Source organism: Blautia segnis, from assembly GCF_014287535.1.
Taxonomy (GTDB): domain Bacteria; phylum Bacillota; class Clostridia; order Lachnospirales; family Lachnospiraceae; genus Blautia_A; species Blautia_A acetigignens.
In genome coordinates this window covers 50,123-76,681 of sequence record NZ_JACOOT010000017.1, presented here as the reverse complement: position 1 = coordinate 76,681, position 26,559 = coordinate 50,123, and the positions used below count along the sequence as shown (strand labels likewise).

The following is a 26,559-nucleotide window of genomic DNA, read 5'->3' as shown; positions in this document are numbered from 1 at the left end:
AAACAAAGAAGGTTTTTTAAATGGATAAAATAATTAAAGAAATCGAAGATATGTCGCTGAATGCATGGCCCTCTCATAAAATGGAACTTTATGACGGATGGATTCTTCGTTTTTCTTATTTTTATACGCATCGTACCAACAGTGTGGAACAGTTCGGCACCTCCACGCTTTCCTGGAGAGAAAAGGTATCTTTCTGTGAGCAGGAATATGCCCGTCTTGGAAGCCCTGCTATTTTCAAGATCAGTCCGCTGGTTTCCCCGGATTTTGATTATGTTCTGGAAAACCGCGGCTATGAGATTCAGCATACCACCAATGTTATGGCAGCTGATCTGGAGCATGCGGATTTGTCCGCTTCCTATGATCTGGTAACGCTTACGGATGACATTCCGGATATCTGGATTGAGAGTCTTTTCGATTTAAAGGGAACCATAAATCCGGTTCACCGGGCAGTGGTTCCTTCTATGTATCATGCAATTGTGAAGGATACTATCTGTGCTTCTATCTGGAATAATGGAAAAATCATTGCCACAGGGCTTGGCATTCTGGACCGTGATTACATTGGCTTATACGCCATTCATGTACGGGAGGATTTCCGCCACAAGGGATATGCACGCCAGATCTGCACTGCACTGCTCAAAGAAGGAAAGAAAAAAGGTGCCACACGTGCCTATCTTCAGGTCGTAGAGGGAAACACTCCTGCGCGCAGCCTTTATGAATCCCTTGGGCTGAATTTTGTCTATACATACTGGTTCCGCGTTCAGACCCAGACTGACCGTGTCTAAACAATCAAGTAATTATGTGATTTTGTTTCAATTTTTTTCAAATACTTAAATCGTAAAAGACTGTGAACCGTGCCGTCAACAGGGCACATCTTCACAGTCTTTTTTGGGGGAATCGTATTTTTATAAAATACTATATTTGATTTTTATTGGGTAATGCTGTTAAGTTATGTATTTATAAATGAATTACTCAGTCTTATACTGTCTTTTTCTGCAGATTGGCTGATCTTACATTTCCTACAACCATGCTGGTCAGCGGGCTGAAATAAAGAAGACTGGTCAGCACGCAGTAAATTGGAGTCATAATTGCAAACTGCACAAGACGTCCCGGCATGATCGCATAAAAATTAGAACCGATCATGACAAGACCTGCAGTGGTAAATCCAAGGGTTCCTACCACACCGGAAATTACGATTCCAGCGCACATGATCACAGTTTTCACCTTGCGGCTCTTCTCAGCCATCAGCTTGCCTGCTGCTCCGGCAACTACGCCCCAGGTGATTGCAGATAAAGTGATCAGAGGATTCACGCCATAGCCTTTCATGAAACATCCGATGATGTCTGCCACGCCGCCTTCTACACCGCCTGCAACAGGCCCCATCCAAAGACCGGCAAGTACAGTTGCGATAGTTCCAAGTGTAATACGGTATACACCAAGGTCAATTACCAGCACACGGGATAAAACCAGCTGGATTGCAACCAGCAGTGCCAGAAATACAAGCGTCTTAACGCTCCATGTCTGTTTGTTTTTACGCATAATAAAAACACCTCCATAATGATTAAAATAACAGAGTAGTTACCATAAATAATAATCCCTCCACATTATGAGATGTTCTCATATGTAGCAACGGGTGCGGAAAATATATCGTAAGCAGCCTACTGCTTTTCGTTTCACGGCGACTCCCCAGCCAGTGAACACTTGACGCATAAATTCCTACTTCGCTATTATTTATTTAAGCCGATTATAGCACAAAATATGGAAATTTCAATACGTTTTTGTTATAATATTCACACTGAATGACGGATTATAGTTTCGCAATTGACAGTGTATTTTGTGTATACTCCTTCGCTTTTGGCATATTCTAAAAGTAATCTCTGTTAAGAGTAAATTTCCAGAAAAAGGAGTCTTTATATGAGCACAAAATATTCTGTCCAATTACAAGAAAGCCAGCAGCCTTCCTGCCATAATCCGTACAATGTTTTTTATGATAATTACCTGAATACCAATGCCACTACAGAATGCACAGGACTGGGCTACCGTATGCCGCACACCCGCGAAGAATGGGATGCCTGCCGACAGGTTTTTGATTTTCTTCCTGTGCCATTTCTGGATTCGGAGGATATGAAACACTAATGAAAAAATTTACCCAGCTACTTGTTTGTTCCTGTGCACTGCTCTCACTATCCGGATGCGTAGTCCGCGATGCCATTACCGACTATGTAGACACTTCACAAAATACGGTCCAGGAAACTTCAGAAGCCCCAGGACAGCGTGTCTATATGGATGAAGTCAAAGGCATCCTTCAGGACTTTACCGGTGCTGCCCTGACTATGAGCAGCCAGGAACAGACCTATATCTTTGATTTATCTGAGGCCACGCTTGAGTGTGAAGACGGCATGATCACCGGAGATGAGATCAGCGTGATCTATGAGGGACAGCTTTCCAGCGAAGATACCAGCACAGTGAAAGCCCTAAAGGTCGTCGATGACTTCCACAAGAAAAATCAGCTGGAAGTACGCAAGGCTTATGGAGAAGTACAGGGACTGACACCGAATACCATCACCATAAAAGATGAACAAGGAAAGACAGCCACCTATCCAATAACCGGAACTGAACAGTATTATCAGGGCGGTATTCGGCAAGGTGCGTGGGTCTATATCAATTTTAAAGGAGAATTTTCATCCGGGTCTGATGGGGATGCGTCCCTGAATGCCAGCCATCTGAAGGTATTAAGTGTCTCCGACATTGACCCTCTGACTTTGCCGGATCCTACACCAACCCTGGAGCCAACTCAGGAGGCTTCCACAGATGTTCCCCAGGAGCAGCAGCTTCATGCAACTGTCCAGAATATTTCTTCCAATATCCTGACTGTATCTCCTCCTGGTTCTGACAGTTCCCTAAATATAGATTTGTCGCAGATCCCCTCTTACTTCAAAGGAGGTACTGCACCTGGCTCCTACGTGTCCATCACGTACCAGGGACAATATCAGGAAAATACCCTGAATGGCGTCACCGTCACTGCTGTCACAGGAGATGATCCGGATTCTTTCAGAAGCCGAGGTCTTACCTATACAGTCAACGGTACCATTATAGGGCATACCTCCAATACCGTAACCATTCAGACCGGGGACGGTGCAACGATCACCTGCTTTACAGAAGGAGCATCGGACACATCTACCAGCGGTCTTGCTGCCGGCGCCAACATCCTCATTACCTTTGATCCAACGAAATCAAAACAATCCAATATCTACACATCCATCAAGATTCAGGACGCTTAAAGGTGTCCTGAATTCTTTTTTCTCCGTCTCGCAGCCAGTCTTTCATTTGTTCCGTCTCTCCCAGAATTTCGCAAAACGCACGGTATTCTTCAAGAAGTCCGGTTCCATGAGGCACCATATAAGCGCCGGCATCACTTCCAAGTGCTGTTTTTACTTTATATTGATATGCCAGCTGCAGATTCTCTTCCGCAAGACTCACAATGGGCTGCAGGACCTGATCTTCATATCGTCCGCAGTTTCGAAGATTGCGTATAGTTACAAGGGTTGGTACCCATACTGTATTACTGTCTGCAAGCATTCGTATAGTTTCTTCGTCAATATAATTGCCATGCTCCACAGAATCCACACCTGCCTCTACAGCAGCCTGTACTCCATAAACTCCATTGGTATGACTCATTACTGCCATGCCTTCCCCATGCGCAATGTGTACCATCTCATGCACTTCTTCCCTGGAAAGAGGCGTTCCAGTCACCTTTCCATGGTTGTGAAAATCCAGAAGTCCGGTGGTCATGATTTTAATAAAATCAGCCCCCTGTTCTTTCGCTTCCCGGACCAGAGCTGCATATTCTTTCATATTATCAAAGCCTTTTCCTACAATGGAACCATAGTGCCCGTTTTTGTGGATGGCAAAAACAGGGGTGCGGTAATCGATTCCGTATTCTTCCGCCAGCATTTTGGCTCTTCTGGAAACACCAACGGCGTCTCCGCCGTCCCGCACAAAGGTGATTCCCTGTTCCTGATAAGCCTTAAAATTTCTTCGGATTGCTTCCTCGTTTACCGCTTCTTTGTGGAGTGAGATTGCTTCCTTGTAGTTTATTCCATCCATAATAATATGAGCATGACATTCTCCAAACATTGTATTCCCCTTTTTTGTCACTTATCATTCTTCGAAAAAAGCACGGATTTCTTTCTCCGATGCCTGGACAGAACCCTGAACGAAAAATGGCTTGCCGCCTCCGCGGCCATTCAGTGCAGCGTTCATATCTTTGGTAAACTGGCGAAGGTCTCCATCTTTCTCACCCATGGCATACTTGTAGCTGCCATCTGCATTTCTGGAAAATACTGCACAGCGGCCCTTGCAAACCTGCAGAACAGCATCCGCAAGCTTCTGGACGCTTCCAGCTTCCATTCCGTTCTCAAACAGCAGCGGATTCTCGCAGTCATTCCATTTAGCAGCTTCATTCACAATAAAATTCTCTTCCAGACTGTGCACTCTTCCCTTCAGGGCAAAATTCTCATCCTGAAGTCTTGCAACTGCCTGCGCAGTCTTATCCATCTTGGCAGAAAGCTTCACGGAAATCTGACGGTTCTGTTCGTTTACCATGTTCAGATAGTCAAGCACCCTTCTGCCGGATATCATTTCCATACGCACACCCTCGCGGAACTTGACCACAGAAAGGAGCTTCACCATTCCAATCTCACCGGTACGAGTTACATGGGTTCCACAGCAGGCGCAGGTATCTGCTCCCGGAAATCTGACAATACGCACCCAGCCGGAAAGCTCTTTCTTGCTTCTGTATTCCAGTTCCTTAAGCTCTTCCTCTGATGGGTAGAAAATTTCTACTTCCTGGTTCTCCCAGATGATCTGGTTGGCTTTGGCTTCAATCTCTGCCATCTGTGCTTCGTCCAGCATTCCGCTGAAATCAATGGTAATCACATCGTTTCCCATATGGAAGCCCACATTATCATATCCAAAAGCTTCGTGTACCAGGCCGCTTACAATGTGCTCACCGGAATGCTGCTGCATAAGGTCAAATCTTCTGGCCCAGTTAATCTGGCCCTGAACTTCCGTTCCTGGTTCCAGAGCACGGTCTGTGTAGTGGATCAGCTCTCCGTTCTTCTCGTGAACGTCTGTGACTGCTGCCTCTCCTAAGGAACCTGTATCGCCTGGCTGTCCGCCGCCTTCCGGATAAAAGGCTGTCTGATCCAGAATTACCTCATATCCTTTCTTGCCCTGGCGGCATTCCAGTACTTTAGCTGTAAATTCTTTTTTGTATACATCTTCATAATATATTTTCTTTGTCTCGTACATGGCGGGTCCTTCTTTCTGTATTTCTAAACAGACTTATTGTCTGTGACGATTATAGTCTATTTCACCATTCCTCGCAATTCTGAAATTTTTATAAATTTTTTCTGAAAAGCTGAAGTACTTTTCTTTTCTGGCGCGTTATAATAAGAGAACGGACAGGAAGGGGGCTGATAGCATTTTACAGGAACAATATCTGGAATATCTGATTGAGCAATATCAGAATTTAATTTATTCCATTTGTCTGAAATCAGTAGGCAACCCCTTTGATGCAGAAGACCTCAGTCAGGAGGTATTCCTGTCCGCCTACAAAAATCTGATTCATTTCGATGGTCAGTATGAAAAAGCATGGCTCAGCAAAATTGCAGTACATAAATGTCTGGATTTCCTGAAAGCTGCCGGACGGCGGCAGGTTCCAACGGAAGACATTTACTTCTCACAGCTTCCGGATTCAGCACCCCAGGCATCACCGGAAGAAGAATGTCTGCTGTCTGATTCGGAACAACAGGTATTCAGAATGTGTGATAGTCTGAAAAGCCCTTACCGTGAAATTGCGATCTCGCATTTCTGCAAACAAATGTCCGTAGCAGAAATTTCGCAAAAGGAAGGAAAGAATCCGAAGACAGTTCAGACACAGCTTTACCGTGCCAAAAGTATGTTAAAAAAATTGTTAGCAGAAAGGAGCGATTAGATGCATATCAATAATAATGACCTTGAAAAATTTCAAAACGATGTTATGAATACAGACGAAATGATCTCATTTCTGGAGCATCTGGATCAATGCGATTACTGCCTTGAGCAGTTGATCGAACATTCTGAACAGGACACTCAGACAGTCGCTCCCGCTTATATGAAAGAAACGATCATGAAACGTGCCACAGCCCCTGATACCCGTGCCAGGAAGGCCGCTGTAGACACCACCCATAAAATGCGGATTTTCTATGAAGGACTTCGAACTGTAGTAGGGGTAGCACTGGCACTGGTTATGCTTCTTAGCCTGGGACAGGCAAATTTCTTCACGCCCCAGGTACCCAAATCGGCAACCGAAGCCACTGCCGCCAGACAGGAAGCCCGAAGTTCTCTGCGCAGCTTCTCCAACAGTCTCACAGACGGACTATGCAGCGGTTCGCAAAAGCTTGCTGAGTATATTAATAATCTTTCTAATACAATCACAAACGGAGGTAACTAACATGCCAAAACAAAAACGCGGATTCTTACTTTTTATCTGCTCCCTGATTCCAGGTGCCGGAGAAATGTACCTGGGCTTCTTCAAACAGGGAATCAGCATTATGACGCTTTTCTGGGCAATCGTTGCAATTGCAGGAGGATTCAGTGCAGAATTTCTGGTTATCTTTCTTCCTGTAATCTGGTTTTACAGCTACTTCCATGTACATAATCTGAAAGAACTTCCGGAAGAAGAATTCTACGCCATCGAAGACAGCTATATCTTCCATCTGGATCAGATCTTCTCCGGCTTCCATAATACTTCTTCAAGACAGCTGAAAGCAGCCTCTGTTCTTCTGATTGTCTTCGGAGCCGCGATCGTCTGGAACGGTGTCAGCGATCTGCTTTACTGGATTCTTCCAGACTTCCTTGGAGGCCTTGTACAAAGTATTATGTATCAGATTCCATCTATTGTCATCGGACTTCTGATCATACTCGCCGGCTATCAGATTCTTACCGGAAAAGTAAGATCTTTCCAGAAGCAGCCAGAGGATACCGCCAATGTCCCTACTGAGAATATTTCCGAAAAGCCAGTTCTTCCACATATAGAAAATACAGAAGATGCAGACAAAGAGTAAAGTTTACCGCCGATGATTTCTAGTTCATCGGCGGTAATTTTATGGAAATTTCTCCAAAAGAAAGCTTATTTCTGGTGCCGTCTGCTTCTTCTACAAGAAGCCTGCCATCCTCACAGATAGACAGCGCTCTGGCACTTCTCCTGTTCTTGTTATCTATAATTGTAATATCGTGTCCCGGAACAATATTATGTGCTGCGTATTCCTGAGACAGCTTCAGATCCTTAGTTTCACTGAGAAGGTGGTTCACAATCTGCGCCACCAGGCGGTTGCGGTCTGCACTTCGGGCGGCCTGCTGATCCGGATAAATACCTCCTGCCACTCCCCGGAGCTCTTCGGAAAGGGTTTCCTGGTTTACATAAAGATTCAGTCCAATTCCCACAATAGCAAACTCAATGCTGCCGCTCTCAAAATCTGTCACGGCCTCTGTGAGGATTCCGCAAACCTTGCGATCATCCTTATAAAGGTCATTCACCCACTTAATTCCAAGTTCAATGCCGCACACTTCCTTCACAGCCTTGTATACGGCTGTCGCTGCCGCAGTGGTGATCAGAAGGCTTCCCTCCAGGGTCTCATCTGGTTCCAGAATCACACTGAGATAAATCCCGCTTCCCTTCGGTGAGTAAAAACCTCTGCCTCTGCGTCCTCTTCCAGCAGTCTGCTCCATAGCTACCACAAAGGAACCATGTCCTGCCAATCCGCTTACTGCAGCCTGTCTGGCTTCCAGATTCGTAGAACTGATCTCATCAAATATTTTAATCTCTACCTTAGGCTGATCAAGAAAAAGACGAATACCCTCCGCTGAGATCAGATTGCTCTCCTTGGCAAGAACATAGCCTTTATTCGGTCCTGCCTCTATGGGGTATCCCTCCTGACGCAGGCTCTTCACAGCCTTCCACACAGCTGCTCTCGTACAGGAAAGCTCTCGTCCAATATCCTCTCCGGACAATGTCTCACCTTTGTGCTGCTCTAATAATTCCAAAAGTCTGGATTTCACCGTCATGCTTTTATCCTTCATAATTCTCCAGGGCTTTCTTCAGAAAGTCCCGGTATTCTTTACGCACATTCTCCGGTGAAAGTAATCTGACGCTGCTGCCAAGTGCTGCAAGCCATCCATAAAACTGGGTGCTCACATTTACCTGCACTCTGGTAACGGAGTACTCGTTGTCCTTGGCCATAACCATAATGTCCTGGCCAAATCTGTCGATCATGACTCCAACAAGATGATTCTCAAATTCCAGGCTGATATTCTCTTCCCGGCCGCCAAACATCCCGAAAGTACCGGCAGCAAATCTGGCGCTGTCAAACCTCTCGAAAAGCTCCTCCCCATTCCTGCTGTCCTTCTCCATGACGATCTTCAGCATTTTGTCAACACGATAATGCTTGACGATTCCGCTCTTCTCATCAATTCCAATGAGGTAGTAATTCTCGTCCTGCCAGATCATCTGCCACGGACTGATCTGATAGCGCGCTCCGCCCTTCTTCAGCTGACGCTCCTTGGATACGGTCCATTCTGTATACTGGAAGCTGATCTGCCTGTTCTGAGAGATGGCTCTGTGGATCTCATCTATGTTGTAGTAGATATTCTCATTTGTATTCTTCACACGGTTCTGTACGATCACCTGCCGCTGCAGATCCTTGGCCTGGTAAATACTGGTAAGACTCTCAAGCTTCTGGATAAGCTGACGGGATTTGCCTGTGGTAAGAAATCTGGAGGACTGGACTGCATCAACAAGCAGTTTCAGCTCTGCAACCTCAAACTCACGGCTGGCAAGATAAAACCCCGACGGTCTTTCCCTGCGATTCATAATATCCATACCGAACACGCGCAGAGTCTCAATATCATCGTATATGGTCTTGCGTTCTGCATGAATTCCGAAATTCTCCAGATAAGCAATCAGGTCCTTCACACTCATGGGATGGGCTTCGTCTGTCTTCTCCGCAAACACCCGCATGAGATATAAAATTTTCAGTTTCTGCTGGAAAGATTTCGGCATGATCCTTACTCCTATTTATCCGTCAATACTGCTACGACTCCAGAATATAATACCATAAAAGCAAAGAGCAGAGCAATAATATCTGCCCCATGAAAATCATAATTAAATATCATGGCACCTCCTATCATGATCTCCAGAGTAATAAAGATGCCGAGCACCATCGCTGTGCTTCCTGAGAACTTCTTCGTACTGTCCTTCTCCTGCACAACATCCATATAGCCTTCTGCAAGTGCCGCCTTCCTGTGACTGGTTCTTCTCCCTAAATTCCACATAATCTCTTCCTCCTCTGATTCATGCAGTGTCTGTCCGCAAGCAACATGTATCGAACATATTTTCCGAACATGTTTTCTTTTATGTACTTAGTCTACCACAATATTAGTCCTATAAAACGGCACGAAATCATTTTATTCGAATATCTGTTCGTTTTTTTTGTAAACATGGAGGAAATTCTGCAAAAAAATATCACCGCATACTGCTCTATACCTTAAAACAGCAAACGGTGATATCCCGCATATTAAAATATCCGAATCCTAAATGTTAGAATCCTGTTTTTACATAAATCCGGCAAAAACAGACGCTGTGATAACCGTCAGAAGACCGGCAACCGCAATTGCAAGACTGCTCATGGCACCTTCTACCGGTCCCATTTCCATAGCCTTGGCAGTACCGATAGCGTGAGCGGATGTACCAAGCGCAAGCCCTTTCGCGATAGGCTCCTCGATTTTTGCGATCTTGCAGACTGCCTCTGCGATCACATTTCCAAGTACTCCGGTGATAATAATAACTGCAACGGTAATGGTCACAAGACCGCCCAGTTCCTCAGATACGCCCATTCCAATGGCTGTTGTAATGGACTTGGGAAGCAAAGTTACATACTGTGAATGGGAAAGTCCGAACAGCTTTGCAAAAACCAGAACGCTTACCATGCTTGCCAGCACACCGGAAACGATCCCGATAATAACCGCCTTCAGATTCTTGCGAAGAAGAGTAAGCTGTCTGTACAGGGGCACTGCAAGGCACACAGTAGCAGGAGTGAGCAGATAACTGATATACTGCCCGCCTGCATTGTAGGTCTTATAGTCCACCTGCATCAGCTGCAGCACGCCCATAACGCACAAAATCGCAATCAGAAGAGGATTAAACAATGCCATCTTGAACTTTTTCTTCAGCAAAAGTCCAATCTCATATCCTACCAGACTTACTGCTGCCCCGAAAAACAGGGAATTCTCAATAAAAGATATCATTTCTTCTCTTTCCTCCTGTCTTTTTTGATTACAAACTGGGTACTGCGTCCCGTAACTACCATTACGATCACAGTTGTCAGAATTGTAATGATCACAACAGGAAGCCAGATGGGCTGCAGGTCTCCCCATGCTTCCAGAAGGCCTACCCCTGCCGGTACAAACATAACCGGCATAATTTCAACCAGAAAATCTGCTGCGTCTTCCACCTGTTCCAGCTTCAAAATTCCGCTTGTCAGTGCACCCAGCATCAGTACAAGCCCATAAACGCTGGCTGGTACCGGAAGGGGCAGAAGGATATGTAATCCCTCCCCTAACGCTGAAATCAGCAGAATAATACAAAATTGCCTGAGATATTTCACTTTTTGTCTTCCTCCTCGCTGTCTCCACAAAGAAGTCCATTTGCAATTTCCAGATACGGCTGCAGTTCCTCCAGTGTAGCCCGTCCATTCCGCTTCATCTTCGTCACGCCCGGGTAGCTTGCCGGTATGGATTTGGTCATATTCCCATCGCCGTAGACCTTAACCATATCTCCGTTTTCCAGAGTGTCTCCGGCAATCAGCTTGTCATTTCTGTTATAAATTCCTTCCTTGGGAATATCTGCCTTGAAAACCGTCTTTTTGTCCATATCCACGAATACCATTTCTTTCAGTACATCTCCGGCTTCTACGTAGATCGCGCGGATGGCTTCCTGCTCAAGGCGGGCTTCCTCCTGCTTATCCTTCTCAGCCTGCTTCGCAACAAGATTCCAGAAGGATCCTCCTACTACGCCAAAGATTACCAGAAGAATGATTATTCCCACAATGAATTTCACATCGTTTTCTTTTTTCTCCACTGCAAATCCTCATTTCTTTCATGGCATTTTTTTGTCTGCCCCATTATACCTTTTCTACAGTTAAAATTTCAATGTCATCTTTCGACAATTATCAGGCTGCTTTTGGGCTTTTTTTCTACAGCCGTTCCTTTTGAAGCACGATTTTTTCTACTTCCCAGGAACCATTTTCCACAGTCATCACTGCCATTGTCACCTCGCCGCCAAATCGGTTTCTCCCACAGCTTCCCGGATTCAGCCAAAGCCGTCCGTCAATTTCCTGACAGAAATATTTATGGCTGTGCCCAAAAATTACCACCTGAGTATCCCCAAGCTCCCATGCCGCATCCTTTCTGTCATGGACCATGAAAAACTTTACATTTCCAACGGAAAAGTTCAGGCTTCTCCTTAAATTCTGCGCCCAGTATCCGTCATTGTTGCCGCGCACCACATACAAGAATCCCATAGTACGCAGCTCATCCAGTATTTCCGGCCTGTCCACATCTCCTGCATGGAAAATATAAGTGCAGTCCTTCAATCGCTCTTTCACTTCTTCCCGAAGAAGCCCATGGGTATCTGAAATAATCCCCATTTTTATTTTTTCTGACATATCCGGTTCCTCCCGTTATGGTTTATTATCATTCCTCGAACAGACGGATTTTTCCATATTCTCCGTCAAATCCAGGTGTGCAGATTACCTTTCCATCTCTTAATCTTTGAATTCCGGACGCGATTCTGGTGCCGTTTTCCCGCTCTATATCTGCTATAGGAACTTTTCGCAAAATTGCAAATTCCGAGCCAAATTTCTGAAGCATTTTCTCGTATTCTCCGGTTACGGTTTTGGCTGCAGGAGACTTTCCCACACAGGCGGAAATCACCTCCGGAAGGGGTACAATACTCTCAAAAGGTCTGGCATTTTCTTTCACAAATCCGGCATCCCGGTCTGCCAGTTCCATGATTCTATGGTCTACCCCTATGGTTAGTTTCTTCCCGCATACCGGACATTTTCCGTGGTATTTTTCTGCCTCCTCGGGACTTAAACAGATGTGGCATTTCCGATGTCCGTCGTAATGATATTTCCCCTCTTCCGGGAAAAATTCCAGGGTTCCTTCCAGGCCTTTTCCATACTGAATGGCACCGTGAAGCCCCTCATAGGAAAGATCAATGTCCAAAAGATTGGCCTCTCTTCCCAGCTTGGAAGGGGAGTGGGCATCTGAATTTGAGATAAGCTGAAGTCCGTCAAGAGCAGATAAGCGCCAGTTCATCGGCGGGTCGGAAGACAGTCCGGTTTCCACAGCATGCACATAAGGAGTCAGATCCTCAAAGCACTCTTCCATGGTATCAAAGCCGGAAAAAGCTCCGAATAATGCGAAATGCGGAGTCCAGATATGAGCCGGAACCAGCATTCCCCGGGGACAGTTTTCCAGAAGCATCTCAAGAAGATCATGGCAGTCCAGGCCGAGAATGGGCCTGCCGTCTGAATGGATATTTCCGATTTTTTCCAGGCTTTCTGCCATTTGATCTGCCGCTTCAAGGCCTGGCAAAAGCAGTACATTGTGAACCTTCCGGCACTTTCCATTCTTTTTATAAATAGAACTGATCTCACCTGTTACTACAAAGCGGGGTGCCTGTCCGGGAAGGTTTCGTGCCTCTTCCAGCACATATTCGTCCTTCAGGCGATATAAGCCTTCCTCTGCAGGGATCAGTTTTTCTTTTAGTTCTTCCCTCCATGCAGGGTGGGTAAAATCCCCTGTTCCAATAAGGGTAATCCCCTTTTTCCTTGCCCAGAGATCCAGATATTCCGGGGTTCCAAGCTTGCTGGTAGCCATGGAATATCTGGAATGAATGTGAAGATCTGCAATTACTTTCACTGTATTTTGCTCCATTTCTTATCTAAAATTGGTTACTTAGACTCCTGCATGCCAAGCTCCATCAGCTTCCAGCCGTTGTCCTTCAGCCATTTTTTCTGCTCCTTATAACCGGGCAAAACTGCGCTGACTTCGTTCCAGAATGCCTGGGAATGGTTCATCTGTCTGCGGTGGCAGAGCTCATGGACAACCACATAATCGAGCACCTCTGGCGGTGCCAGAATCAGCAGCCAGTTAAAGTTCAGATTTCCATTTGCACTGCAGCTGCCCCATCTTGTTTTCTGCTGGCGCAGGGTAATTCTTCCGTAGCTTACCCCTATTTTTTCTGCAAAATAGGCTGTGCGCTCTGGAATTTTCCGGCAGACTTCCTGCTGCAGACGGGTTCGTTCTTCCTTTGAAAGTCCCGGAACTGTTTCTCTTTGCACTTCCCTTTTCTGGATTTTCTCCAGATTTTTCAAAATCCATTCCTGCTTCTGCTCAACAAATCTGCGGATTCTCACCTGGGATAATCGAAGAGGTGCACGGACGATGATCTGACCATCCGGTTTGATTTCCAGACTCATGGTTTTTCGCTGGCTTCGGATAATCTGATAGGAAATCTTCTCATTTAGCATAAGATATTCTCCATATAATCATTCATCTGCTGATCCAGGATTTTCATCTTTTCCAGAGTATCTTTTTCTTTATAATCCAGCCGCCATATGATCCTGGAAATGTAATCCTCTTCCTTCATGATCTGCCAGGTTTCTTTGAAATTCAGGTCATAATACTGCGCCACATAGGACACCCAGTAGTCCACAGATGTCACACGGTCCGGAGACAAAACAGCTTCTTTTTTCAGACAGGATTCCCATACCTTTGGAGAGATCAGCCCCTCTCCGGCTTTCTCCTGGGGAACCCCGATCATTGCCTCAACGGACTCCTGCAGCTTAACCCGGCAGTTGTCCAGCTTATCTGCATCGCGGATCATTTTTGCATGGAAAAGGATTCTTTCATCTGTAATTCCTTCCAACTTAAAATCGCTGTGTCTGGCGATTGCTGTATGGATAATCTCATCGAATTCCGGGTCTGGAAGGAATCTGCGGATCATAGGGTTTTCCCCTTCAAAAAGAAGCTGTGCGCCAAACGCTGCATGATCCATCGTGTCCGGGGAAAAGCTGTTATACAGGCGCAGCTGCTCGAATCTTCCAATGTCATGAAGCAGCGCGATCAGCTCTGCCAGCTGCTGGTCTTCTTCATTTAAATGCATTCTTTTGCCAATTTCACGGGCACTTTTTACCACGCCATAAGTGTGAACAATCTTTAATTTTATTTTCTCATCTTCTCTGTCATACTCATCTAAATACGCTTCAAATGCGTCTCTTGCCTGTTTAAAATCCAGTTTCACGGTCATGTTCCTCTCTATCTTTTAGGCTTATTACAGTGTCATTATAAACTACCACAGTTGCTTTTCCAATACTATCCGCAGTTTTTCAAAATTATTTTCCCGGACACTTTACAGGGTGTATCAGGCTTGCACCTTCTTCACCTGTAACGTATAATGGGAGCAACGGCACATACTATAAGGAGGTCATGATGGCAGAGAAGAAAACAGAAATCTCCCCAAATGTTGACGAGACCATGAAGGAACTGGAGACTCATGGTTCTTTTGAGCTGCCTGTGGAAACCTATACAGATAACTGCGTGATTTTCCGCTCCCTTTACAACCACTGGCATAAGGAAATGGAGATCATCTGCATCGACCAGGGAAGCGGCCTTGCAAGGCTGAACCGGGAGACCCTGCGCCTGAAGGAGGGAGATCTTCTTATTGTAAACAGCGGGGTTCTTCATGGAATTAAATCCGATTCCCGGCATATTTTATATTACAGAAGCGTTGTGTTTGACCTTAGTTTTCTGGCCGGACCTGCAGGAGATCTCTGCCAGGAAAAGGTGATTTCCCTTCTTATGGAAAACCGGGCGGAATTCACTCACCTGATCACCCGTTCCCATGAAAACTACGGCAACATTTTCCATCTCTTCTGTGAAATCCATCAGTGCCATAAGGACAAGCCGCCTTTCTATTATATGAAATTAAAGGGGCTTTTTTACGGACTTTTTTATGAAATGCTTGCAGGAAATTATATTATTACCACGGATGCAGAGCAGAACAGAAATCTTTTATCCATAAAAAAGGTGTTGGACTACATCAGTGCCCACTACCGGGAGCCTTTGTCTGTTAAAGAATTATCAGGGCTTTCCAATTACAGTGAATTTTATTTTATGAAGCTTTTTAAGCAGTATACTGGAAAAACGGCAGCCGCTTATCTGAATGATTACAGGCTTGAGAAGGCAAAATCCCTTCTTCTGCATACAGATGCTTCGGTCACGGACATTGCTCTTGACGTGGGCTTTAACAATACCAGCTATTTTATAAAAAAATTTCAGGAGGCCAACCAGCTTTCCCCTCACAAATTTCGCAAAAAAATGTCATAACAGAACAGTTTTGTTGTATTTTTCTTTCATCTGCATATGCTAATATAACACCATCAAACACAGGTAATCGCTCTTGAAAGGAGAAAATTATGGAAGCTTTAAAAACTATGATTCAGGACATGTTTGGCAAAGACTGCAGCACATGTACCAACCAGGAAGTATACGAAGCCCTTCTCACATACACCAAAAAACAACTTGCTGCAAAGGGCTATCATGAGGGAAAGAAAAAAATCTATTATATCTCTGCAGAGTTCCTTATTGGAAAGCTTCTTTCCAACAATCTGATCAACCTTGGCATCTATGATGAGGTTGCAGAATTCTTAAAAGAGAACGGCAAATCCCTTGCTGAGATTGAGTCCGTTGAGCCGGAACCATCTCTTGGAAACGGCGGACTTGGACGTCTGGCTGCCTGCTTTTTGGATTCCATCGCAACACTTGGACTTCCTGGAGAAGGTATCGGACTGAACTATCATCTGGGACTTTTCAAACAGGTTTTTGAGGACAACCTTCAGCATGAGGTTCCGAACCCATGGATCACTCCTGAGTCCTGGCTGACTGCTACAGATGTGACTTACATGGTTCCGTTCAGAGGCTTTTCCCTGAAATCTACTATGTATAATATCGATGTTGCAGGCTATGAAAACAAAGCAATCCATCTTCGTCTTTTCGATATTGACCTGGCAGATGAGTCCATGGTTCATGACGGAATTGCTTTCAACAAGAAAGACATTCTGCACAACCTGACACTGTTCCTGTACCCGGATGACAGCGATGAGGACGGACGCAAGCTTCGTGTTTACCAGCAGTATTTCATGGTAAGCAACGCTGCACAGCTGATTCTGGATGAGGCAGTTTCCAAGGGAAGCAATCTTCACGACCTTGCTGATTATGCAGTTGTTCAGATCAACGATACTCACCCGAGCATGATCATTCCGGAGTTTATCCGTCTCCTTGGAGAGAAGGGAATCGGCTTTGATGAGGCTGCTGATATCGTTTCCCATGTATGCGCATATACCAACCATACTATCCTGGCTGAGGCTCTTGAGAAATGGCCGATCCACTATCTGGAGGATATTGTTCCGCAGCTTGTTCCGATCATCCGCAAGTTAGATGAGAAGGTTAAAGCAAAATATCCGGCTGAGAATCTTGCTATTATTGACAGCAATAATCTGGTTCACATGGCTCATATGGATATTCATTACGGATTCTCTATCAACGGTGTTGCTGCTCTTCATACCGAAATTCTGAAGAACTCTGAGCTGCATCAGTTCTATGAGATTTATCCGGAAAAATTCAATAATAAGACCAATGGCATTACATTCCGCAGATGGCTGATGTACTGTAACCAGCCTCTTGCAAAATATATCTCTTCTCTGATCGGAGATGGATACAAGAAAAATGCAGATGAGCTGAAAAAGCTGCTTGCTTTCAAGGATGACCAAAAGGTTCTGGATCAGCTGCTTGCAATTAAGGCGGATGCGAAGAAAATCTGCAAGGATTTTGTTCTGGAAAATACTGGTGTCGAGATTGATGAGAACAGTGTTTTTGATATCCAGATCAAAAGACTTCATGAGTACAAGCGTCAGCAGCTGAATGCGCTGTATATTATCTATAAATATCTGGAGATCAAGGGCGGCAAGAAGCCGGAGAGACCGATTACTTTCATTTTTGGTGCAAAGGCTGCTCCTGCTTATTATATCGCTAAGGATATCATTCATCTGCTTCTGACTCTGGAGACTTTGATCCAGAATGACCCGGATGTGGCTCCTTATATGAAGCTTGTTATGGTTGAGAACTACAATGTGAGCGCAGCTGAGAAGCTGATTCCGGCTTGTGATATTTCTGAGCAGATTTCTCTTGCTTCTAAGGAAGCCAGCGGTACCGGAAACATGAAGTTTATGCTGAATGGTGCGGTTACTCTTGGTACCATGGATGGTGCAAATGTGGAGATCAGTGAGCTGGTTGGCGAGGATAATATTTATATCTTTGGTGAGTCCAGTGATGAGATTATTAAGCATTATGAGAAGGCTGATTATAATTCCCGTGCGATTTATGAGGGGGATGCTGATATTAAGAAGTATGTGGATTTCATTGTCAGCGAGCCGATGCTGAAGATTGGTAAAGAGGAGCATTTGAGAAACTTCTACAACGAGCTTCTGAATAAGGACTGGTTTATGACTTTACTGGATCTGAAGGATTATATTAAGGTTAAGGATCAGGTGTTTGCGGATTATGAGGATCGTAATGCGTGGGCGAAGAAGATGCTTGTGAATATTGGGGAGGCTGGATTCTTCTCTTCTGATAGAACGATTGAGCAGTATAATAAAGATATTTGGCATTTGAACTAAATAAAGTATTCAAGGCGGACGACATCCAGAAGCGGCAGGATTGTTATATTTTGTACAATCTTGACGCTTCTTTCTATTCTTGATTTTCACTTGTAGGAAAATGGAGTGTAGAGGGTTAAATGTCTTTATAATACTGCGGGGAAATTACATCGCATTCTTTGCAGGTGCAGCCATTGCGGTAGCCGTCGCAGCAGGCGGAGCTGGAGCAGTACATGTGGGTGTCGTTGATGTAGAAAAGGCCGGCGTACTGGGCGGAGGTGCGGTAGGCTTTGGTTTGTTTCTTGTTGTCGGCGTAGTAGATGCCGTTGGAGATGAGCATGTTCTCCGGGGTATAGTCGGTAAAGTCGAAGTAGTCCGCCTGGATGCCGTGGTTGGGGACTTTGACGCACCAGTAGTGTTCGTGGAGGGGCAGAGCGTCATCATAGTTGGCGGCGATCATTTCCATATATTTCCCTGGAATGTCTCCGGTGAAAAGAACGTTCATTTCTCCGTCTGTGGTGCTGTGAAAGACCAGACTGATCTTGTTTTTGAACTGGCGGAGGTTGAGGTTTGCAGCTTCAAAGGTCTGGAGCATCTGGATGACTGACGGGTCTTCTCTTAAGTCACGGAACTCGCATTCCAGAGCGTAAGCGTTGGTTTTGAGGGTTCCGCAGATAATCTGGCGCAGTTTGTCCGCGAAAGTTTCAAGGCGAAGCAAGGCTTCTGTAAACTCGTTTTCTCTGTTTGATACAGCGTTCTCTCTTTTCTCTAAAGACTGAATGTAGGCATAATTCTCGGCGGTTTCCTTCTCAATCACGCTGCAGTCTGGCCAGAGAACCTGGTATTTGCTCTCGAAGATATCTCCTCTTTTCAGAAATTCAATATTCTGGGGCTGTTTCACCAGGGCTTCCACGAAGGCATAAAGGCTGATCTGTTTGCTGGGGAGATACGTATTTTTCATAAGGTCGGAAAGCAGAAGAAGGGTGAGGGTTCGGCTCATGGAGGAAGCAGAAAATACGTCTGGAAGGTAAATTTTGTTAAAGTCATTGCTTCCCCTGTACTTTTTCAGCATGTAAAGAAGGCCGGATATATGGTCCAGCTGAAAATTGGTCAGTAGAAGGCTTTTGTGGGAAATGGTGGTAAAATCTGAGATGATCACATCAAAGATATCACTTCTTGGGTGTCCGTCAATCCGGTTATTGCTGGTTCCGAAATCTACCAGAAGACTTCCCTTGCGGTCCCGCAGACAGAAGCAGTCGCCGCAGCCTACATTATACATACGTACTTTCATTTTGCATTTCCTCCCCCGTATTTCGCACACGAATTGCAAAGGCCGCTTTGCAGCGGAATCGTTCGTGAATATTTTCTATGTTACTGTTCACGGGTAATGTTCCGCGAGGTGTTTTTTGTGAACAAAGTTCACAGAAAACCCGAGGATTGCGGCGCGAAATCATGCAAAGCATGATTTCTGTGCATCGCGAAGCGTGTTACTGGGCACGGAGTGAACAGTGACTTTCCATAATTTTAGCATAAAAACAGGACAGCGTAAACTTGCAAAATTGCAATTTTCCCATTACAATATACACAGAACTTGCCTTAAAATAATAACGGAATCTGTAAGCATCCAGATTCTCAGAAAGGAATTTTATGACAAAAGAAGAACTTGCTCTTGAAGTGATAGATCGGTTAAAAAAAGAATATCCTCTGGCGGACTGTACCCTGGATTATGATGAGGCGTGGAAGCTTCTGGTAAGTGTGCGGCTGGCAGCGCAGTGTACGGACGCAAGGGTAAATGTAGTGGTTCAGGACCTGTACGCCAAATACCCGGATGTAGCCGCACTTGCATCTGCTACACCGGAAGAAATCGAGGCAATCGTAAAGCCCTGCGGACTGGGAAAAAGCAAAGCCCGTGACATCAGTGCCTGCATGAAGATCCTTCACGAGAAATACCAGGATAATGTTCCATGCGACTTCGATGCCCTTCTTGCCCTCCCCGGAGTTGGGCGAAAAAGCGCCAACCTGATCATGGGAGATGTGTTTGGCAAGCCTGCCATTGTCACAGATACCCACTGCATCCGCCTGACCAACCGAATCGGCCTTGTAGACAACATCAAAGAACCAAAGAAAGTGGAGATGGCACTTTGGAAAATCATTCCGCCGGAAGAAGGCAATGATTTCTGCCATCGCCTGGTCAATCACGGACGTGAAGTCTGTACCGCAAGAACCAAACCTTACTGTGACAGATGCTGCCTGGCAGACATCTGCGCAAAAAACGGAGTCAGCTAAAAAGAATCAAAAATCACCGGAAAGCCACGTCTTTATGGCTGCTCCCCGGTGATTTTTTTCAGGAAAAATAAAAATATTTTCTCAAAGGTCATGCTCACAAATATAATCACAATGGTCCAGGCAAACAAGTCCGGTGTTTCCAGATAGACCTTAGATTTGTATAATTTTTCACCGATGGAACCGGTGGGAATTCCGATGACTTCGGCGGCAATTCCAGCCTTCCAGCAAAGCCCAAGTCCAAGCTTGCAGGCCGTAGCTGCATAAGGCATAACCTGGGAAAGATAAACGAATTCTACCTTTTTCCCAAGCCCTGCGCCAAAGGAATCTGCCATTTCCAGAAGCTGCTTATCCGTCTGCCGCAGGCCCTCCAGAAGGTTGGTGTAGACCACTGGAAAAACCATAAGAAAGGAAATAAAAACGGATAAATTTCTGGATGGAATCCAGATCAGGCACAGGATAATAAAGGAGGCAACCGGAGTGGCTTTGATCACTGTAATCAGCGGATCCATGAGAATTTCCACTGCAGAAAACCCATAGGAAAGTGCCGCCAGCAAAGTTCCAAGAACCAGCGCCAGGGTAAATCCAAGAACGATCCTGCCAAAGCTGAATCCGATAGATCTCCAGAAATCTGCGGTCACAATCAGCTGCCCAAGCCTTCTTATAACAGAAACAGGAGATGCCAGAAGGATCTCCTGTTTCAGCCACATGCTGGCAAGCTGCCAGACCAGAATCCAGACGGCAGCTGCCAGTATTTTATAACATAACCGATGTTTTTTTATCTCATTAGCGTTTGTAGTAGAAGTCCTCATCCGGCAACTGGCCTCCGATGATCTCCGGATTCTGCTCGTTTAAGGTGTTCAGATAACCGGAAAGAATGGTCTGCATTTCATCACCCTCCATAAATACAATGCTGCACTGTGGAATGGCTTTTACTGCTACTTCAGCAGAAATAATGTCGTGGTTTCCAATAATCTCAGCGGCTGCCTCCGTATCAGAATTTACAAATTCCACAGAGTTCTTATATGCATCCATAAAGGCATCTACGTCTGCCTCATGCTCTTTGAGATAGTCATTTCTTGCAACTAAAACACCAGTTACCAGCTTGCTTCCATCTGTCACAGAAGACTCCCACAGATCGTTCAGATCCAGAGCAACGCGAAGGTTCTCATTCTTCATAAGCGCTGTGGTTACAAATGGCTGAGGAAGAAGTCCCACTGCGGTCTGATCCTCTGCAAGGGCTGCTACTACCTCTGCATGTTCGGACTTGTACTCAATGGTTACGTCCTTCTCAGGATCCAGTCCGTTGGCTTCCAGAACAGAGGTTAACGCATACTCGGGTGTAGCACCTTTGCCGCTGGCGTAAATGGTTTTGCCCTTCAGATCCTCTACAGACTGAATGGAATCCCCGTTCTCCACAAGGTAAAGAACTCCAAGCGTGTTCACTGCCAGTACGCTGATGTTTTTGTCTGTTTTCTGATATAAAACAGAGGCAAGATTGGAAGGAACTGCCGCAATATCAACCTGTCCCTGAACGATCATCGGGACGATTTCATCCGGTGATGCCACAATGGAAAATTCATAATTCTCATCATCCAGAAGCTGTGCCATTCCCATTGCGGTAGGCCCCTTAAGAGCGCCAATTTTCATAACAGAATCGTCTGTATCCGTCTGTTCTGTCTCCTCTGCACTCTCTGCATTCTGTTCTTCTGTCTGCTCTTCTGCAAAAACCAGATTTGCACTGCACATACTTCCGGTCAGTGCTCCCACACCAAGTGCTGCTGTCATAATCCATGATACTGTTCTTTTCTTCATAAGACTGTCCTTTCCGGGTCCTGTGGGGATCCAGCTTCCATATTTTTGATACATTTGACATGTGCCTGAAAGGTTTTATGACTTATATTGTCTGAAGAAAAGAGTCAGGCGGTCCAGAGCTTTCGCCAGTACAAGTGCTTCGTTTTCATCCAGAACATCCAGCACGGCATCTGTCATCTTACGGTGAAATTCCGCATGATGATGGTAGGCTTTTCTTCCCTTCAAGGTAAGATGGATAAATACCACGCGCCTGTCCTGTTCACTTCTCTCTCTTGTGGCGTATCCCTTCTTTACCAGACTGTTCATAGAGGTCGTCAAGGAGCCTACGGTGATGTTCAGCTTGGCAGCAATGTCAGACATTTTGTTTCCGCCAAGACCAACTGCCTCAATGATATGCATATCATTATTTGTGATATCCTTGTATTCCTCCGTAATGATTGCCTGCTCTTCCAGCTCCATGATCTCGTTAAACAGATGCACCAGTACATCATTAATAACTTCCCTGTTTTCCACTCTCTTCTCTCCTGCATATGCGCTGTCCGCTTCCGCCGGCAGCCTCCTGTATTTTCTGTAAAACTTCCAAGCAAATATTTACGGTAAGTATATCACAATCTGGTATATTTTTCTACAATTTTACAAATTTCTAAAACGATTATAACGCTTATTCAGTAATTTTTCCAAATCATATGCACAATATGTATCCAGAAAACCACGGACTCGTTTCTCCAGAACTTCCATTGTCTCCATCATATTCTCTCTGGTAAGGGGCTCTTTTTCCGGAATGATCTGTTCAATCATTCCAAGATCTTTTAGGTCAGAAGCAGTCAGCTTCATCACTTCAGCTGCCTCTTTTGCCTTTGTGCTGTCTTTCCATAAAATGGTGGCAAAGCCTTCCGGGGAAAGAATGGAATAGATGGAATTTTCCATCATCCAGACCTCATCTCCTACGGCAAGTGCAAGGGCTCCGCCGCTTCCTCCTTCTCCGATCACAATGGACAGAATCGGCACTTTAAGACCGGATAACTCAAAAAGATTGCGGGCAATTGCCTCTCCCTGCCCACGCTCTTCTGCCTCAAGCCCGCAGAACGCACCTGGGGTATCCACCAGGCAGATTACTGGTCTTCCGAATTTTTCAGCCTGCTTCATAAGGCGCAGGGACTTGCGGTATCCTTCCGGGGAAACCATGCCGAAATTATACGCAATATTCTCTTTGGTTCCGTTTCCTTTCTCCTGTATGATCACGGTTACAGGCTTTCCATCGAAGTATGCAATGCCTCCGATCAAAGCAGAATCATCCCCGAAAAGACGGTCTCCGTGAAGCTCCAAGAAGTGGTCAAACAGCCATGGAATGTAGTCTTTTCCAGTTGGCCGTTCTTTACTGCGGGCAAGGAGAACATGCTCCCAGGCGGACTTTTTTGCAGGAGAATAGGACTCTTTATTTGCTTGCTCTGCCTTCTCATCCCTGTTATCTGCAGCATTCTCGCAATGCATTTTCAGAAGCTGTGCCAGTGTTTCTTTCATATCCTTTCGCTCTACAATCTGGTCGATAAATCCGTGTTCCAGAAGAAATTCTGACTTCTGAAAGCCCTTTGGAAGCTTCTGACGGATGGTCTGCTCGATGACTCTCGGCCCTGCAAAACCAATGAGTGCACCTGGTTCTGCAAGAATAATATCCCCCAGCATGGCAAAGCTTGCCGTCACCCCTCCGGTGGTTGGATTGGTCAGAACACTGATGTAAAGAAGCCCTGCATCACTGTGTCTTTTTAAGGCCGCAGAGGTCTTGGCCATCTGCATTAAGGATACGATTCCCTCCTGCATTCTCGCCCCTCCGGAGCAGGCAAACAGCACCACAGGAAGCCTTTCTTCCGTAGCTTTTTCCACTGCCCTGACAATTTTTTCGCCTACATTTTCTCCCATGCTTGCCATGAGAAAACGGCTGTCGCATACACCAAGAACTGCAGATACACCGCCAATTTTCGCCCTTCCTGTGACAATAGCCTCGTCAAGGCCCGTCTTTTCCTGAAGCTTTTTCACCTTATCCGGGTACCCTTTATAGGACAGAGGATTGCTTATCGGCATGACCGAATCCCACTCTTCAAAGGTTCCCTCATCTGCGATCATTTCGATTCTTCGCCTTGCATGAATGCGGAAATAATTGCCGCAGTGAGGACAGATGTAGTTGTTCTTTTTTACCTCATCTACAAAAACAGCGCCCTTGCAGGCATTGCATTTTTTCAGCATTCCATCCGGCACTTCCGGCTTCGTTTCCTGCCTTGCGCTAGCAGATGAATTTGTGATTGTACGTTTAAAGGCATACTTAAGCTTCATTTACCTTCACTCCTCCGATCTGGTGACTTTCCAGAAAACCAATATCAAAAATGCCTTTCTGATAGTCCGGATCGTTCATGATTTCAAACTGATAATCTACATTTGTGTCAACGCCCTGGATGATCACTTCCCCAAGCGCACTCTTCATTTTTGCAATTGCTTCCTCGCGGTTATTTCCGTGTACGATCAGCTTTGCAAGCATGGAATCGTAATAAGGAGGGATCTGATAACCGCTGTAAATTCCTGTGTCCACGCGGATTCCCTGACCGCCTGGCAGGTGCAGATCCGTAATGGTTCCAGGGGACGGACGGAAGTTTTTCCATGGATTTTCCGCATTAATGCGGCACTCAATGGCATGTCCCTGTATCTGAATATCCTTCTGGGAAAAGGACAGCGGCTGACCGGAGGCGATCTTTAACTGCTCCTTCACAAGGTCCAGACCGGTAACCCATTCTGTCACCGGATGCTCCACCTGAATGCGGGTATTCATCTCCATAAAATAGAATTTTCCCGTCTTTTCCAGAAGAAATTCAATGGTTCCGGCATTCACATAATGAGCTGCTTTTGCGGCTTTCACAGCAGCCATTCCCATCTGGTTTCTCAGTTCTTCGGACACTGCCATGGAAGGGGATTCCTCGATCATTTTCTGATGGTTTCGCTGGATAGAACAATCCCGTTCTCCAAGATGAACCACATTTCCCTGACTGTCTGCAAGGATCTGAAATTCAATGTGTCTTGGGTGCTCCACAAAGTGCTCAATGTACATGGTTCCATCCCCAAATGCAATCTGGGATTCCTTCTGTGCGGTGAGAAATGCCAGTTCAAATTCCTCTGGGGAAAAGGCTGTACGCATGCCTTTCCCGCCGCCTCCAAGGGCTGCTTTTATGATGACAGGATAACCAATTCGGTCTGCTTCTCTTGCTCCTGTCTGCACATCCAGAATAGCCTCTGTGGTTCCCGGAATTACCGGAACTCCAGCTGCTTCCATAGTATTTCTGGCAATCTGTTTGTTTCCAAGATTCTGGATCACCTGTGAGGGCGGACCTACAAAAATAAGATTGCATTGCTCACAGATCTGGGCAAATCTGGCATTCTCAGACAGGAATCCAAAGCCCGGATGTATGGCATCTGCACCGGATATGATCGCCGCGCTGATAATGCTTTCCATATTCAGATAGCTTTTGGCAGAGGCACCTGGACCGATGCAGACTGCCTCATCTGCAAGCTGTGTGTGCAGGCTGTCTTTGTCCGCTTCTGAGTAAACTGCAACAGCCTCAATTCCCATTTCCCGGCATGCCCGGATGATCCTTACCGCAATCTCCCCGCGGTTGGCAATTAACAATTTTCTGATCATATTCTCACCCTTCTGAGCACCTTTTTACCCTACCATAAAGGTAAGCTCAGCCTTCACAACAAGCTTTCCATCAACTGTGGCAATGGCCTCGCCAACGCCCATAGGCCCTTTCTGCTTGATTACTCTCATTTCCAGCTTCATCTTATCTCCCGGCTGCACCTTGCCCTTGAAACGGCACTTGTCAATGCCGCCAAAATAGGCAATCTTGCCCTTGTTTTCCGGCTTGGAAAGAATGGCAACCGCGCCAGTCTGCGCCAGCGCTTCCACGATCAAAACACCTGGCATTACAGGCTCCTGGGGAAAATGTCCCTGAAAGAAATCCTCACGGAAGGTTACACATTTGTATCCTACTGCGAACTCTCCTGGCTCATAATCCTCAATATAATCCACCAGAAGAAAAGGGTGGCGGTGAGGAAGAATTTCCTCGATCTGTTTTATATTTAAATGGTTCATATCTGCTCCTTATCTGATGCAAAATAACGGCTGTCCATACTCCACAGGCTGCCCGTTTTCCACATAAATTTCTGCAATTTCTCCATCAAAATCACTTTCTATATCATTCATCAGCTTCATTGCTTCCACAATGGCAAGAACCTGTCCTTTTTTCACTTTATCTCCGATTTTCACGAAAGGATCTGCATCCTCGGAAGGAGCTGCATAGAAGGTTCCAACCAGGGGAGATTTCACAATATTTCCGTTGGATTCTGCCTGGAAAGCTTCCTCATGATCATTAGAATCTGTGGATTTTTCCACGCTGGAAAATCCCCCGCCAGACGCAGTCTTATTCACCGGAGCTGCCACAGTCTGTCCCTGCATTCCTGCAACGATCACCGGGGCAATTTTATTATTTAAAGACAGCTTTATTCCATCGCCTTCATAGCAAAAAGACTCCAGATGAGATGCCGATACATGGTCAATTAACTTTAAAATCTGTTCAAATTCCATTGTATTTTTCTCCTT

The 26,559-nt window shown here is 45.6% G+C and carries 29 protein-coding genes, 1 pseudogene and 1 riboswitch; of the genes and pseudogenes, 9 read left to right on the top strand and 21 right to left on the bottom strand.

Going from position 1 to position 26,559, the window contains the following annotated elements; translation table 11 throughout:
* The first annotated feature begins 20 nt into the window (after nt 1-20).
* Entirely contained in the window at nt 21-782 is a 762-nt protein-coding gene (locus H8S54_RS07790; protein WP_117854588.1) for a GNAT family N-acetyltransferase, read from the top strand.
* Nucleotides 783-975: 193 nt separating this feature from the next.
* Here the strand turns inward: H8S54_RS07790 and H8S54_RS07785 are convergent, their stop codons facing one another.
* Nucleotides 976-1,536, bottom strand: a complete 561-nt coding sequence (locus H8S54_RS07785) for a folate family ECF transporter S component (protein WP_021925944.1) — start codon at nt 1,534-1,536, stop codon at nt 976-978.
* Between the two features lie 86 nt (nt 1,537-1,622).
* Nucleotides 1,623-1,723, bottom strand: a riboswitch (THF riboswitch).
* Nucleotides 1,724-1,911: 188 nt separating this feature from the next.
* Between H8S54_RS07785 and H8S54_RS07780 the strand changes: the two genes are divergently transcribed.
* On the top strand, nt 1,912-2,133 hold the full coding sequence (locus tag H8S54_RS07780) for a hypothetical protein (protein WP_021925943.1): 222 nt from the start codon (nt 1,912-1,914) through the stop codon (nt 2,131-2,133).
* Nucleotides 2,133-3,278: a hypothetical protein gene (locus H8S54_RS07775; RefSeq protein WP_186901219.1), complete on the top strand. Its 1,146-nt coding sequence runs from the start codon at nt 2,133-2,135 to the stop codon at nt 3,276-3,278. Before H8S54_RS07780 ends, H8S54_RS07775 begins: the two co-directional genes overlap by 1 nt.
* Here H8S54_RS07775 and H8S54_RS07770 read toward each other — a convergent pair.
* Nucleotides 3,259-4,134: an amidohydrolase family protein gene (locus H8S54_RS07770; protein WP_021925941.1), complete on the bottom strand. Its 876-nt coding sequence runs from the start codon at nt 4,132-4,134 to the stop codon at nt 3,259-3,261. The genes H8S54_RS07775 and H8S54_RS07770 overlap by 20 nt on opposite strands.
* A gap of 24 nt (nt 4,135-4,158) precedes the next feature.
* Nucleotides 4,159-5,310: an alanyl-tRNA editing protein gene (locus tag H8S54_RS07765; protein ID WP_186901218.1), complete on the bottom strand. Its 1,152-nt coding sequence runs from the start codon at nt 5,308-5,310 to the stop codon at nt 4,159-4,161.
* 94 nt (nt 5,311-5,404) lie between these two features.
* Here H8S54_RS07765 and H8S54_RS18920 point away from each other — a divergent pair, with 94 nt between their 5' ends.
* From H8S54_RS18920 to H8S54_RS07750, 3 genes are read left to right on the top strand one after another with little or no spacing between them, the layout of a single operon-like run.
* Entirely contained in the window at nt 5,405-5,995 is a 591-nt protein-coding gene (locus H8S54_RS18920; protein WP_317259459.1) for an RNA polymerase sigma factor, read from the top strand.
* Nucleotides 5,996-6,493, top strand: coding sequence for an anti-sigma factor (locus H8S54_RS07755; RefSeq protein ID WP_021925939.1), 498 nt, complete (start codon nt 5,996-5,998; stop codon nt 6,491-6,493).
* 1 nt (nt 6,494) lies between these two features.
* Nucleotides 6,495-7,106, top strand: a complete 612-nt coding sequence (locus H8S54_RS07750) for a hypothetical protein (protein ID WP_021925938.1) — start codon at nt 6,495-6,497, stop codon at nt 7,104-7,106.
* 19 nt (nt 7,107-7,125) lie between these two features.
* Here H8S54_RS07750 and H8S54_RS07745 read toward each other — a convergent pair whose 3' ends face one another.
* The 10 genes and pseudogenes from H8S54_RS07745 to H8S54_RS07700 all read right to left on the bottom strand — a co-directional run bounded on the left by H8S54_RS07745 (nt 7,126) and on the right by H8S54_RS07700 (nt 14,401).
* A complete protein-coding gene (locus H8S54_RS07745) occupies nt 7,126-8,121 on the bottom strand; it encodes a biotin--[acetyl-CoA-carboxylase] ligase (RefSeq protein WP_243000382.1) in 996 nt (331 codons plus the stop codon).
* Nucleotides 8,111-9,100: a helix-turn-helix transcriptional regulator gene (locus H8S54_RS07740; RefSeq protein WP_117854593.1), complete on the bottom strand. Its 990-nt coding sequence runs from the start codon at nt 9,098-9,100 to the stop codon at nt 8,111-8,113. The genes H8S54_RS07745 and H8S54_RS07740 overlap by 11 nt, the downstream gene beginning before the upstream one ends.
* 11 nt (nt 9,101-9,111) lie before the next feature.
* On the bottom strand, nt 9,112-9,372 hold the full coding sequence (locus H8S54_RS07735; protein ID WP_021925934.1) for a hypothetical protein: 261 nt from the start codon (nt 9,370-9,372) through the stop codon (nt 9,112-9,114).
* A 279-nt stretch (nt 9,373-9,651) separates the two neighbouring features.
* Nucleotides 9,652-10,344, bottom strand: coding sequence for an LrgB family protein (locus H8S54_RS07730; RefSeq protein ID WP_021925933.1), 693 nt, complete (start codon nt 10,342-10,344; stop codon nt 9,652-9,654).
* Complete coding sequence (locus H8S54_RS07725; RefSeq protein WP_021925932.1) at nt 10,341-10,703, bottom strand: CidA/LrgA family protein; 363 nt, start codon at nt 10,701-10,703, stop codon at nt 10,341-10,343. The genes H8S54_RS07730 and H8S54_RS07725 overlap by 4 nt, the downstream gene beginning before the upstream one ends.
* The gene (locus H8S54_RS07720) at nt 10,700-11,176 is read right to left on the bottom strand and encodes a hypothetical protein (RefSeq protein ID WP_021925931.1); all 477 of its coding nucleotides are present in this window, start codon (nt 11,174-11,176) and stop codon (nt 10,700-10,702) included. Before H8S54_RS07720 ends, H8S54_RS07725 begins: the two co-directional genes overlap by 4 nt.
* Before the next feature lie 115 nt (nt 11,177-11,291).
* A complete protein-coding gene (locus tag H8S54_RS07715) occupies nt 11,292-11,762 on the bottom strand; it encodes a metallophosphoesterase family protein (protein WP_021925930.1) in 471 nt (156 codons plus the stop codon).
* A 34-nt stretch (nt 11,763-11,796) separates the two neighbouring features.
* Nucleotides 11,797-13,038, bottom strand: a pseudogene (locus H8S54_RS07710) (endonuclease Q family protein); the annotation flags it as partial.
* Between the two features lie 17 nt (nt 13,039-13,055).
* On the bottom strand, nt 13,056-13,634 hold the full coding sequence (locus H8S54_RS07705; protein ID WP_243176706.1) for a M48 family metallopeptidase: 579 nt from the start codon (nt 13,632-13,634) through the stop codon (nt 13,056-13,058).
* Nucleotides 13,628-14,401: an HD domain-containing protein gene (locus H8S54_RS07700; RefSeq protein WP_117854653.1), complete on the bottom strand. Its 774-nt coding sequence runs from the start codon at nt 14,399-14,401 to the stop codon at nt 13,628-13,630. The genes H8S54_RS07705 and H8S54_RS07700 overlap by 7 nt, the downstream gene beginning before the upstream one ends.
* 194 nt (nt 14,402-14,595) lie before the next feature.
* On the opposite strand from H8S54_RS07700, the gene H8S54_RS07695 reads away from it, so the two are divergent.
* Both H8S54_RS07695 and H8S54_RS07690 read left to right on the top strand, forming a co-directional pair.
* Entirely contained in the window at nt 14,596-15,492 is an 897-nt protein-coding gene (locus tag H8S54_RS07695; protein WP_021925926.1) for an AraC family transcriptional regulator, read from the top strand.
* Between the two features lie 89 nt (nt 15,493-15,581).
* The gene (locus tag H8S54_RS07690) at nt 15,582-17,840 is read left to right on the top strand and encodes a glycogen/starch/alpha-glucan phosphorylase (protein WP_173766520.1); all 2,259 of its coding nucleotides are present in this window, start codon (nt 15,582-15,584) and stop codon (nt 17,838-17,840) included.
* A gap of 115 nt (nt 17,841-17,955) precedes the next feature.
* On the opposite strand, the gene H8S54_RS07685 is transcribed toward H8S54_RS07690, so the two are convergent.
* Nucleotides 17,956-19,110 carry a ComEC/Rec2 family competence protein gene (locus tag H8S54_RS07685; protein WP_186901217.1) on the bottom strand — a complete coding sequence of 385 codons (1,155 nt, stop codon included), beginning with the start codon at nt 19,108-19,110 and terminating at the stop codon, nt 17,956-17,958.
* Nucleotides 19,111-19,466: 356 nt separating this feature from the next.
* Between H8S54_RS07685 and H8S54_RS07680 the strand changes: the two genes are divergently transcribed.
* Nucleotides 19,467-20,105, top strand: coding sequence for an endonuclease III domain-containing protein (locus tag H8S54_RS07680; RefSeq protein WP_021925923.1), 639 nt, complete (start codon nt 19,467-19,469; stop codon nt 20,103-20,105).
* A 32-nt stretch (nt 20,106-20,137) separates the two neighbouring features.
* Here H8S54_RS07680 and H8S54_RS07675 read toward each other — a convergent pair whose 3' ends face one another.
* The 7 genes from H8S54_RS07675 to accB all read right to left on the bottom strand — a co-directional run bounded on the left by H8S54_RS07675 (nt 20,138) and on the right by accB (nt 26,544).
* Nucleotides 20,138-20,914, bottom strand: a complete 777-nt coding sequence (locus H8S54_RS07675) for an ABC transporter permease (protein WP_021925922.1) — start codon at nt 20,912-20,914, stop codon at nt 20,138-20,140.
* On the bottom strand, nt 20,889-21,917 hold the full coding sequence (locus H8S54_RS07670) for an ABC transporter substrate-binding protein (protein WP_186901216.1): 1,029 nt from the start codon (nt 21,915-21,917) through the stop codon (nt 20,889-20,891). Before H8S54_RS07670 ends, H8S54_RS07675 begins: the two co-directional genes overlap by 26 nt.
* A gap of 75 nt (nt 21,918-21,992) precedes the next feature.
* The gene (locus tag H8S54_RS07665) at nt 21,993-22,430 is read right to left on the bottom strand and encodes a MarR family winged helix-turn-helix transcriptional regulator (RefSeq protein WP_021925920.1); all 438 of its coding nucleotides are present in this window, start codon (nt 22,428-22,430) and stop codon (nt 21,993-21,995) included.
* 120 nt (nt 22,431-22,550) lie between these two features.
* Nucleotides 22,551-24,245, bottom strand: a complete 1,695-nt coding sequence (locus H8S54_RS07660; RefSeq protein WP_021925919.1) for an acetyl-CoA carboxylase carboxyl transferase subunit — start codon at nt 24,243-24,245, stop codon at nt 22,551-22,553.
* Nucleotides 24,235-25,599, bottom strand: coding sequence for an acetyl-CoA carboxylase biotin carboxylase subunit (locus H8S54_RS07655; protein WP_021925918.1), 1,365 nt, complete (start codon nt 25,597-25,599; stop codon nt 24,235-24,237). The genes H8S54_RS07660 and H8S54_RS07655 overlap by 11 nt, the downstream gene beginning before the upstream one ends.
* A gap of 24 nt (nt 25,600-25,623) precedes the next feature.
* A complete protein-coding gene (gene fabZ, locus H8S54_RS07650) occupies nt 25,624-26,052 on the bottom strand; it encodes a 3-hydroxyacyl-ACP dehydratase FabZ (protein ID WP_173766510.1) in 429 nt (142 codons plus the stop codon).
* 9 nt (nt 26,053-26,061) lie between these two features.
* Entirely contained in the window at nt 26,062-26,544 is a 483-nt protein-coding gene (accB, locus tag H8S54_RS07645; RefSeq protein ID WP_173766508.1) for an acetyl-CoA carboxylase biotin carboxyl carrier protein, read from the bottom strand.
* Between the last annotated feature and the right edge of the window lie 15 nt (nt 26,545-26,559).

What these genes read in the sequence shown, in the direction of transcription:
- accB (WP_173766508.1), bottom strand. Translation starts at nt 26,544, where the DNA reads ATGGAATTTGAACAGATTTTAAAGTTAATTGACCATGTATCGGCATCT.
- H8S54_RS07790 (WP_117854588.1), top strand. Translation starts at nt 21, where the DNA reads ATGGATAAAATAATTAAAGAAATCGAAGATATGTCGCTGAATGCATGG.
- H8S54_RS07680 (WP_021925923.1), top strand. Translation starts at nt 19,467, where the DNA reads ATGACAAAAGAAGAACTTGCTCTTGAAGTGATAGATCGGTTAAAAAAA.
- H8S54_RS07730 (WP_021925933.1), bottom strand. Translation starts at nt 10,344, where the DNA reads ATGATATCTTTTATTGAGAATTCCCTGTTTTTCGGGGCAGCAGTAAGT.
- H8S54_RS07675 (WP_021925922.1), bottom strand. Translation starts at nt 20,914, where the DNA reads ATGAGGACTTCTACTACAAACGCTAATGAGATAAAAAAACATCGGTTA.
- H8S54_RS07765 (WP_186901218.1), bottom strand. Translation starts at nt 5,310, where the DNA reads ATGTACGAGACAAAGAAAATATATTATGAAGATGTATACAAAAAAGAA.
- H8S54_RS07705 (WP_243176706.1), bottom strand. Translation starts at nt 13,634, where the DNA reads ATGCTAAATGAGAAGATTTCCTATCAGATTATCCGAAGCCAGCGAAAA.
- H8S54_RS07715 (WP_021925930.1), bottom strand. Translation starts at nt 11,762, where the DNA reads ATGTCAGAAAAAATAAAAATGGGGATTATTTCAGATACCCATGGGCTT.
- H8S54_RS07755 (WP_021925939.1), top strand. Translation starts at nt 5,996, where the DNA reads ATGCATATCAATAATAATGACCTTGAAAAATTTCAAAACGATGTTATG.
- H8S54_RS07685 (WP_186901217.1), bottom strand. Translation starts at nt 19,110, where the DNA reads ATGAAAGTACGTATGTATAATGTAGGCTGCGGCGACTGCTTCTGTCTG.
- H8S54_RS07745 (WP_243000382.1), bottom strand. Translation starts at nt 8,121, where the DNA reads ATGAAGGATAAAAGCATGACGGTGAAATCCAGACTTTTGGAATTATTA.
- H8S54_RS07660 (WP_021925919.1), bottom strand. Translation starts at nt 24,245, where the DNA reads ATGAAGCTTAAGTATGCCTTTAAACGTACAATCACAAATTCATCTGCT.
- H8S54_RS07670 (WP_186901216.1), bottom strand. Translation starts at nt 21,917, where the DNA reads ATGAAGAAAAGAACAGTATCATGGATTATGACAGCAGCACTTGGTGTG.
- H8S54_RS07740 (WP_117854593.1), bottom strand. Translation starts at nt 9,100, where the DNA reads ATGCCGAAATCTTTCCAGCAGAAACTGAAAATTTTATATCTCATGCGG.
- H8S54_RS07750 (WP_021925938.1), top strand. Translation starts at nt 6,495, where the DNA reads ATGCCAAAACAAAAACGCGGATTCTTACTTTTTATCTGCTCCCTGATT.
- H8S54_RS07775 (WP_186901219.1), top strand. Translation starts at nt 2,133, where the DNA reads ATGAAAAAATTTACCCAGCTACTTGTTTGTTCCTGTGCACTGCTCTCA.
- H8S54_RS07780 (WP_021925943.1), top strand. Translation starts at nt 1,912, where the DNA reads ATGAGCACAAAATATTCTGTCCAATTACAAGAAAGCCAGCAGCCTTCC.
- H8S54_RS07695 (WP_021925926.1), top strand. Translation starts at nt 14,596, where the DNA reads ATGGCAGAGAAGAAAACAGAAATCTCCCCAAATGTTGACGAGACCATG.
- fabZ (WP_173766510.1), bottom strand. Translation starts at nt 26,052, where the DNA reads ATGAACCATTTAAATATAAAACAGATCGAGGAAATTCTTCCTCACCGC.
- H8S54_RS07690 (WP_173766520.1), top strand. Translation starts at nt 15,582, where the DNA reads ATGGAAGCTTTAAAAACTATGATTCAGGACATGTTTGGCAAAGACTGC.
- H8S54_RS07735 (WP_021925934.1), bottom strand. Translation starts at nt 9,372, where the DNA reads ATGTGGAATTTAGGGAGAAGAACCAGTCACAGGAAGGCGGCACTTGCA.
- H8S54_RS07655 (WP_021925918.1), bottom strand. Translation starts at nt 25,599, where the DNA reads ATGATCAGAAAATTGTTAATTGCCAACCGCGGGGAGATTGCGGTAAGG.
- H8S54_RS07785 (WP_021925944.1), bottom strand. Translation starts at nt 1,536, where the DNA reads ATGCGTAAAAACAAACAGACATGGAGCGTTAAGACGCTTGTATTTCTG.
- H8S54_RS07770 (WP_021925941.1), bottom strand. Translation starts at nt 4,134, where the DNA reads ATGTTTGGAGAATGTCATGCTCATATTATTATGGATGGAATAAACTAC.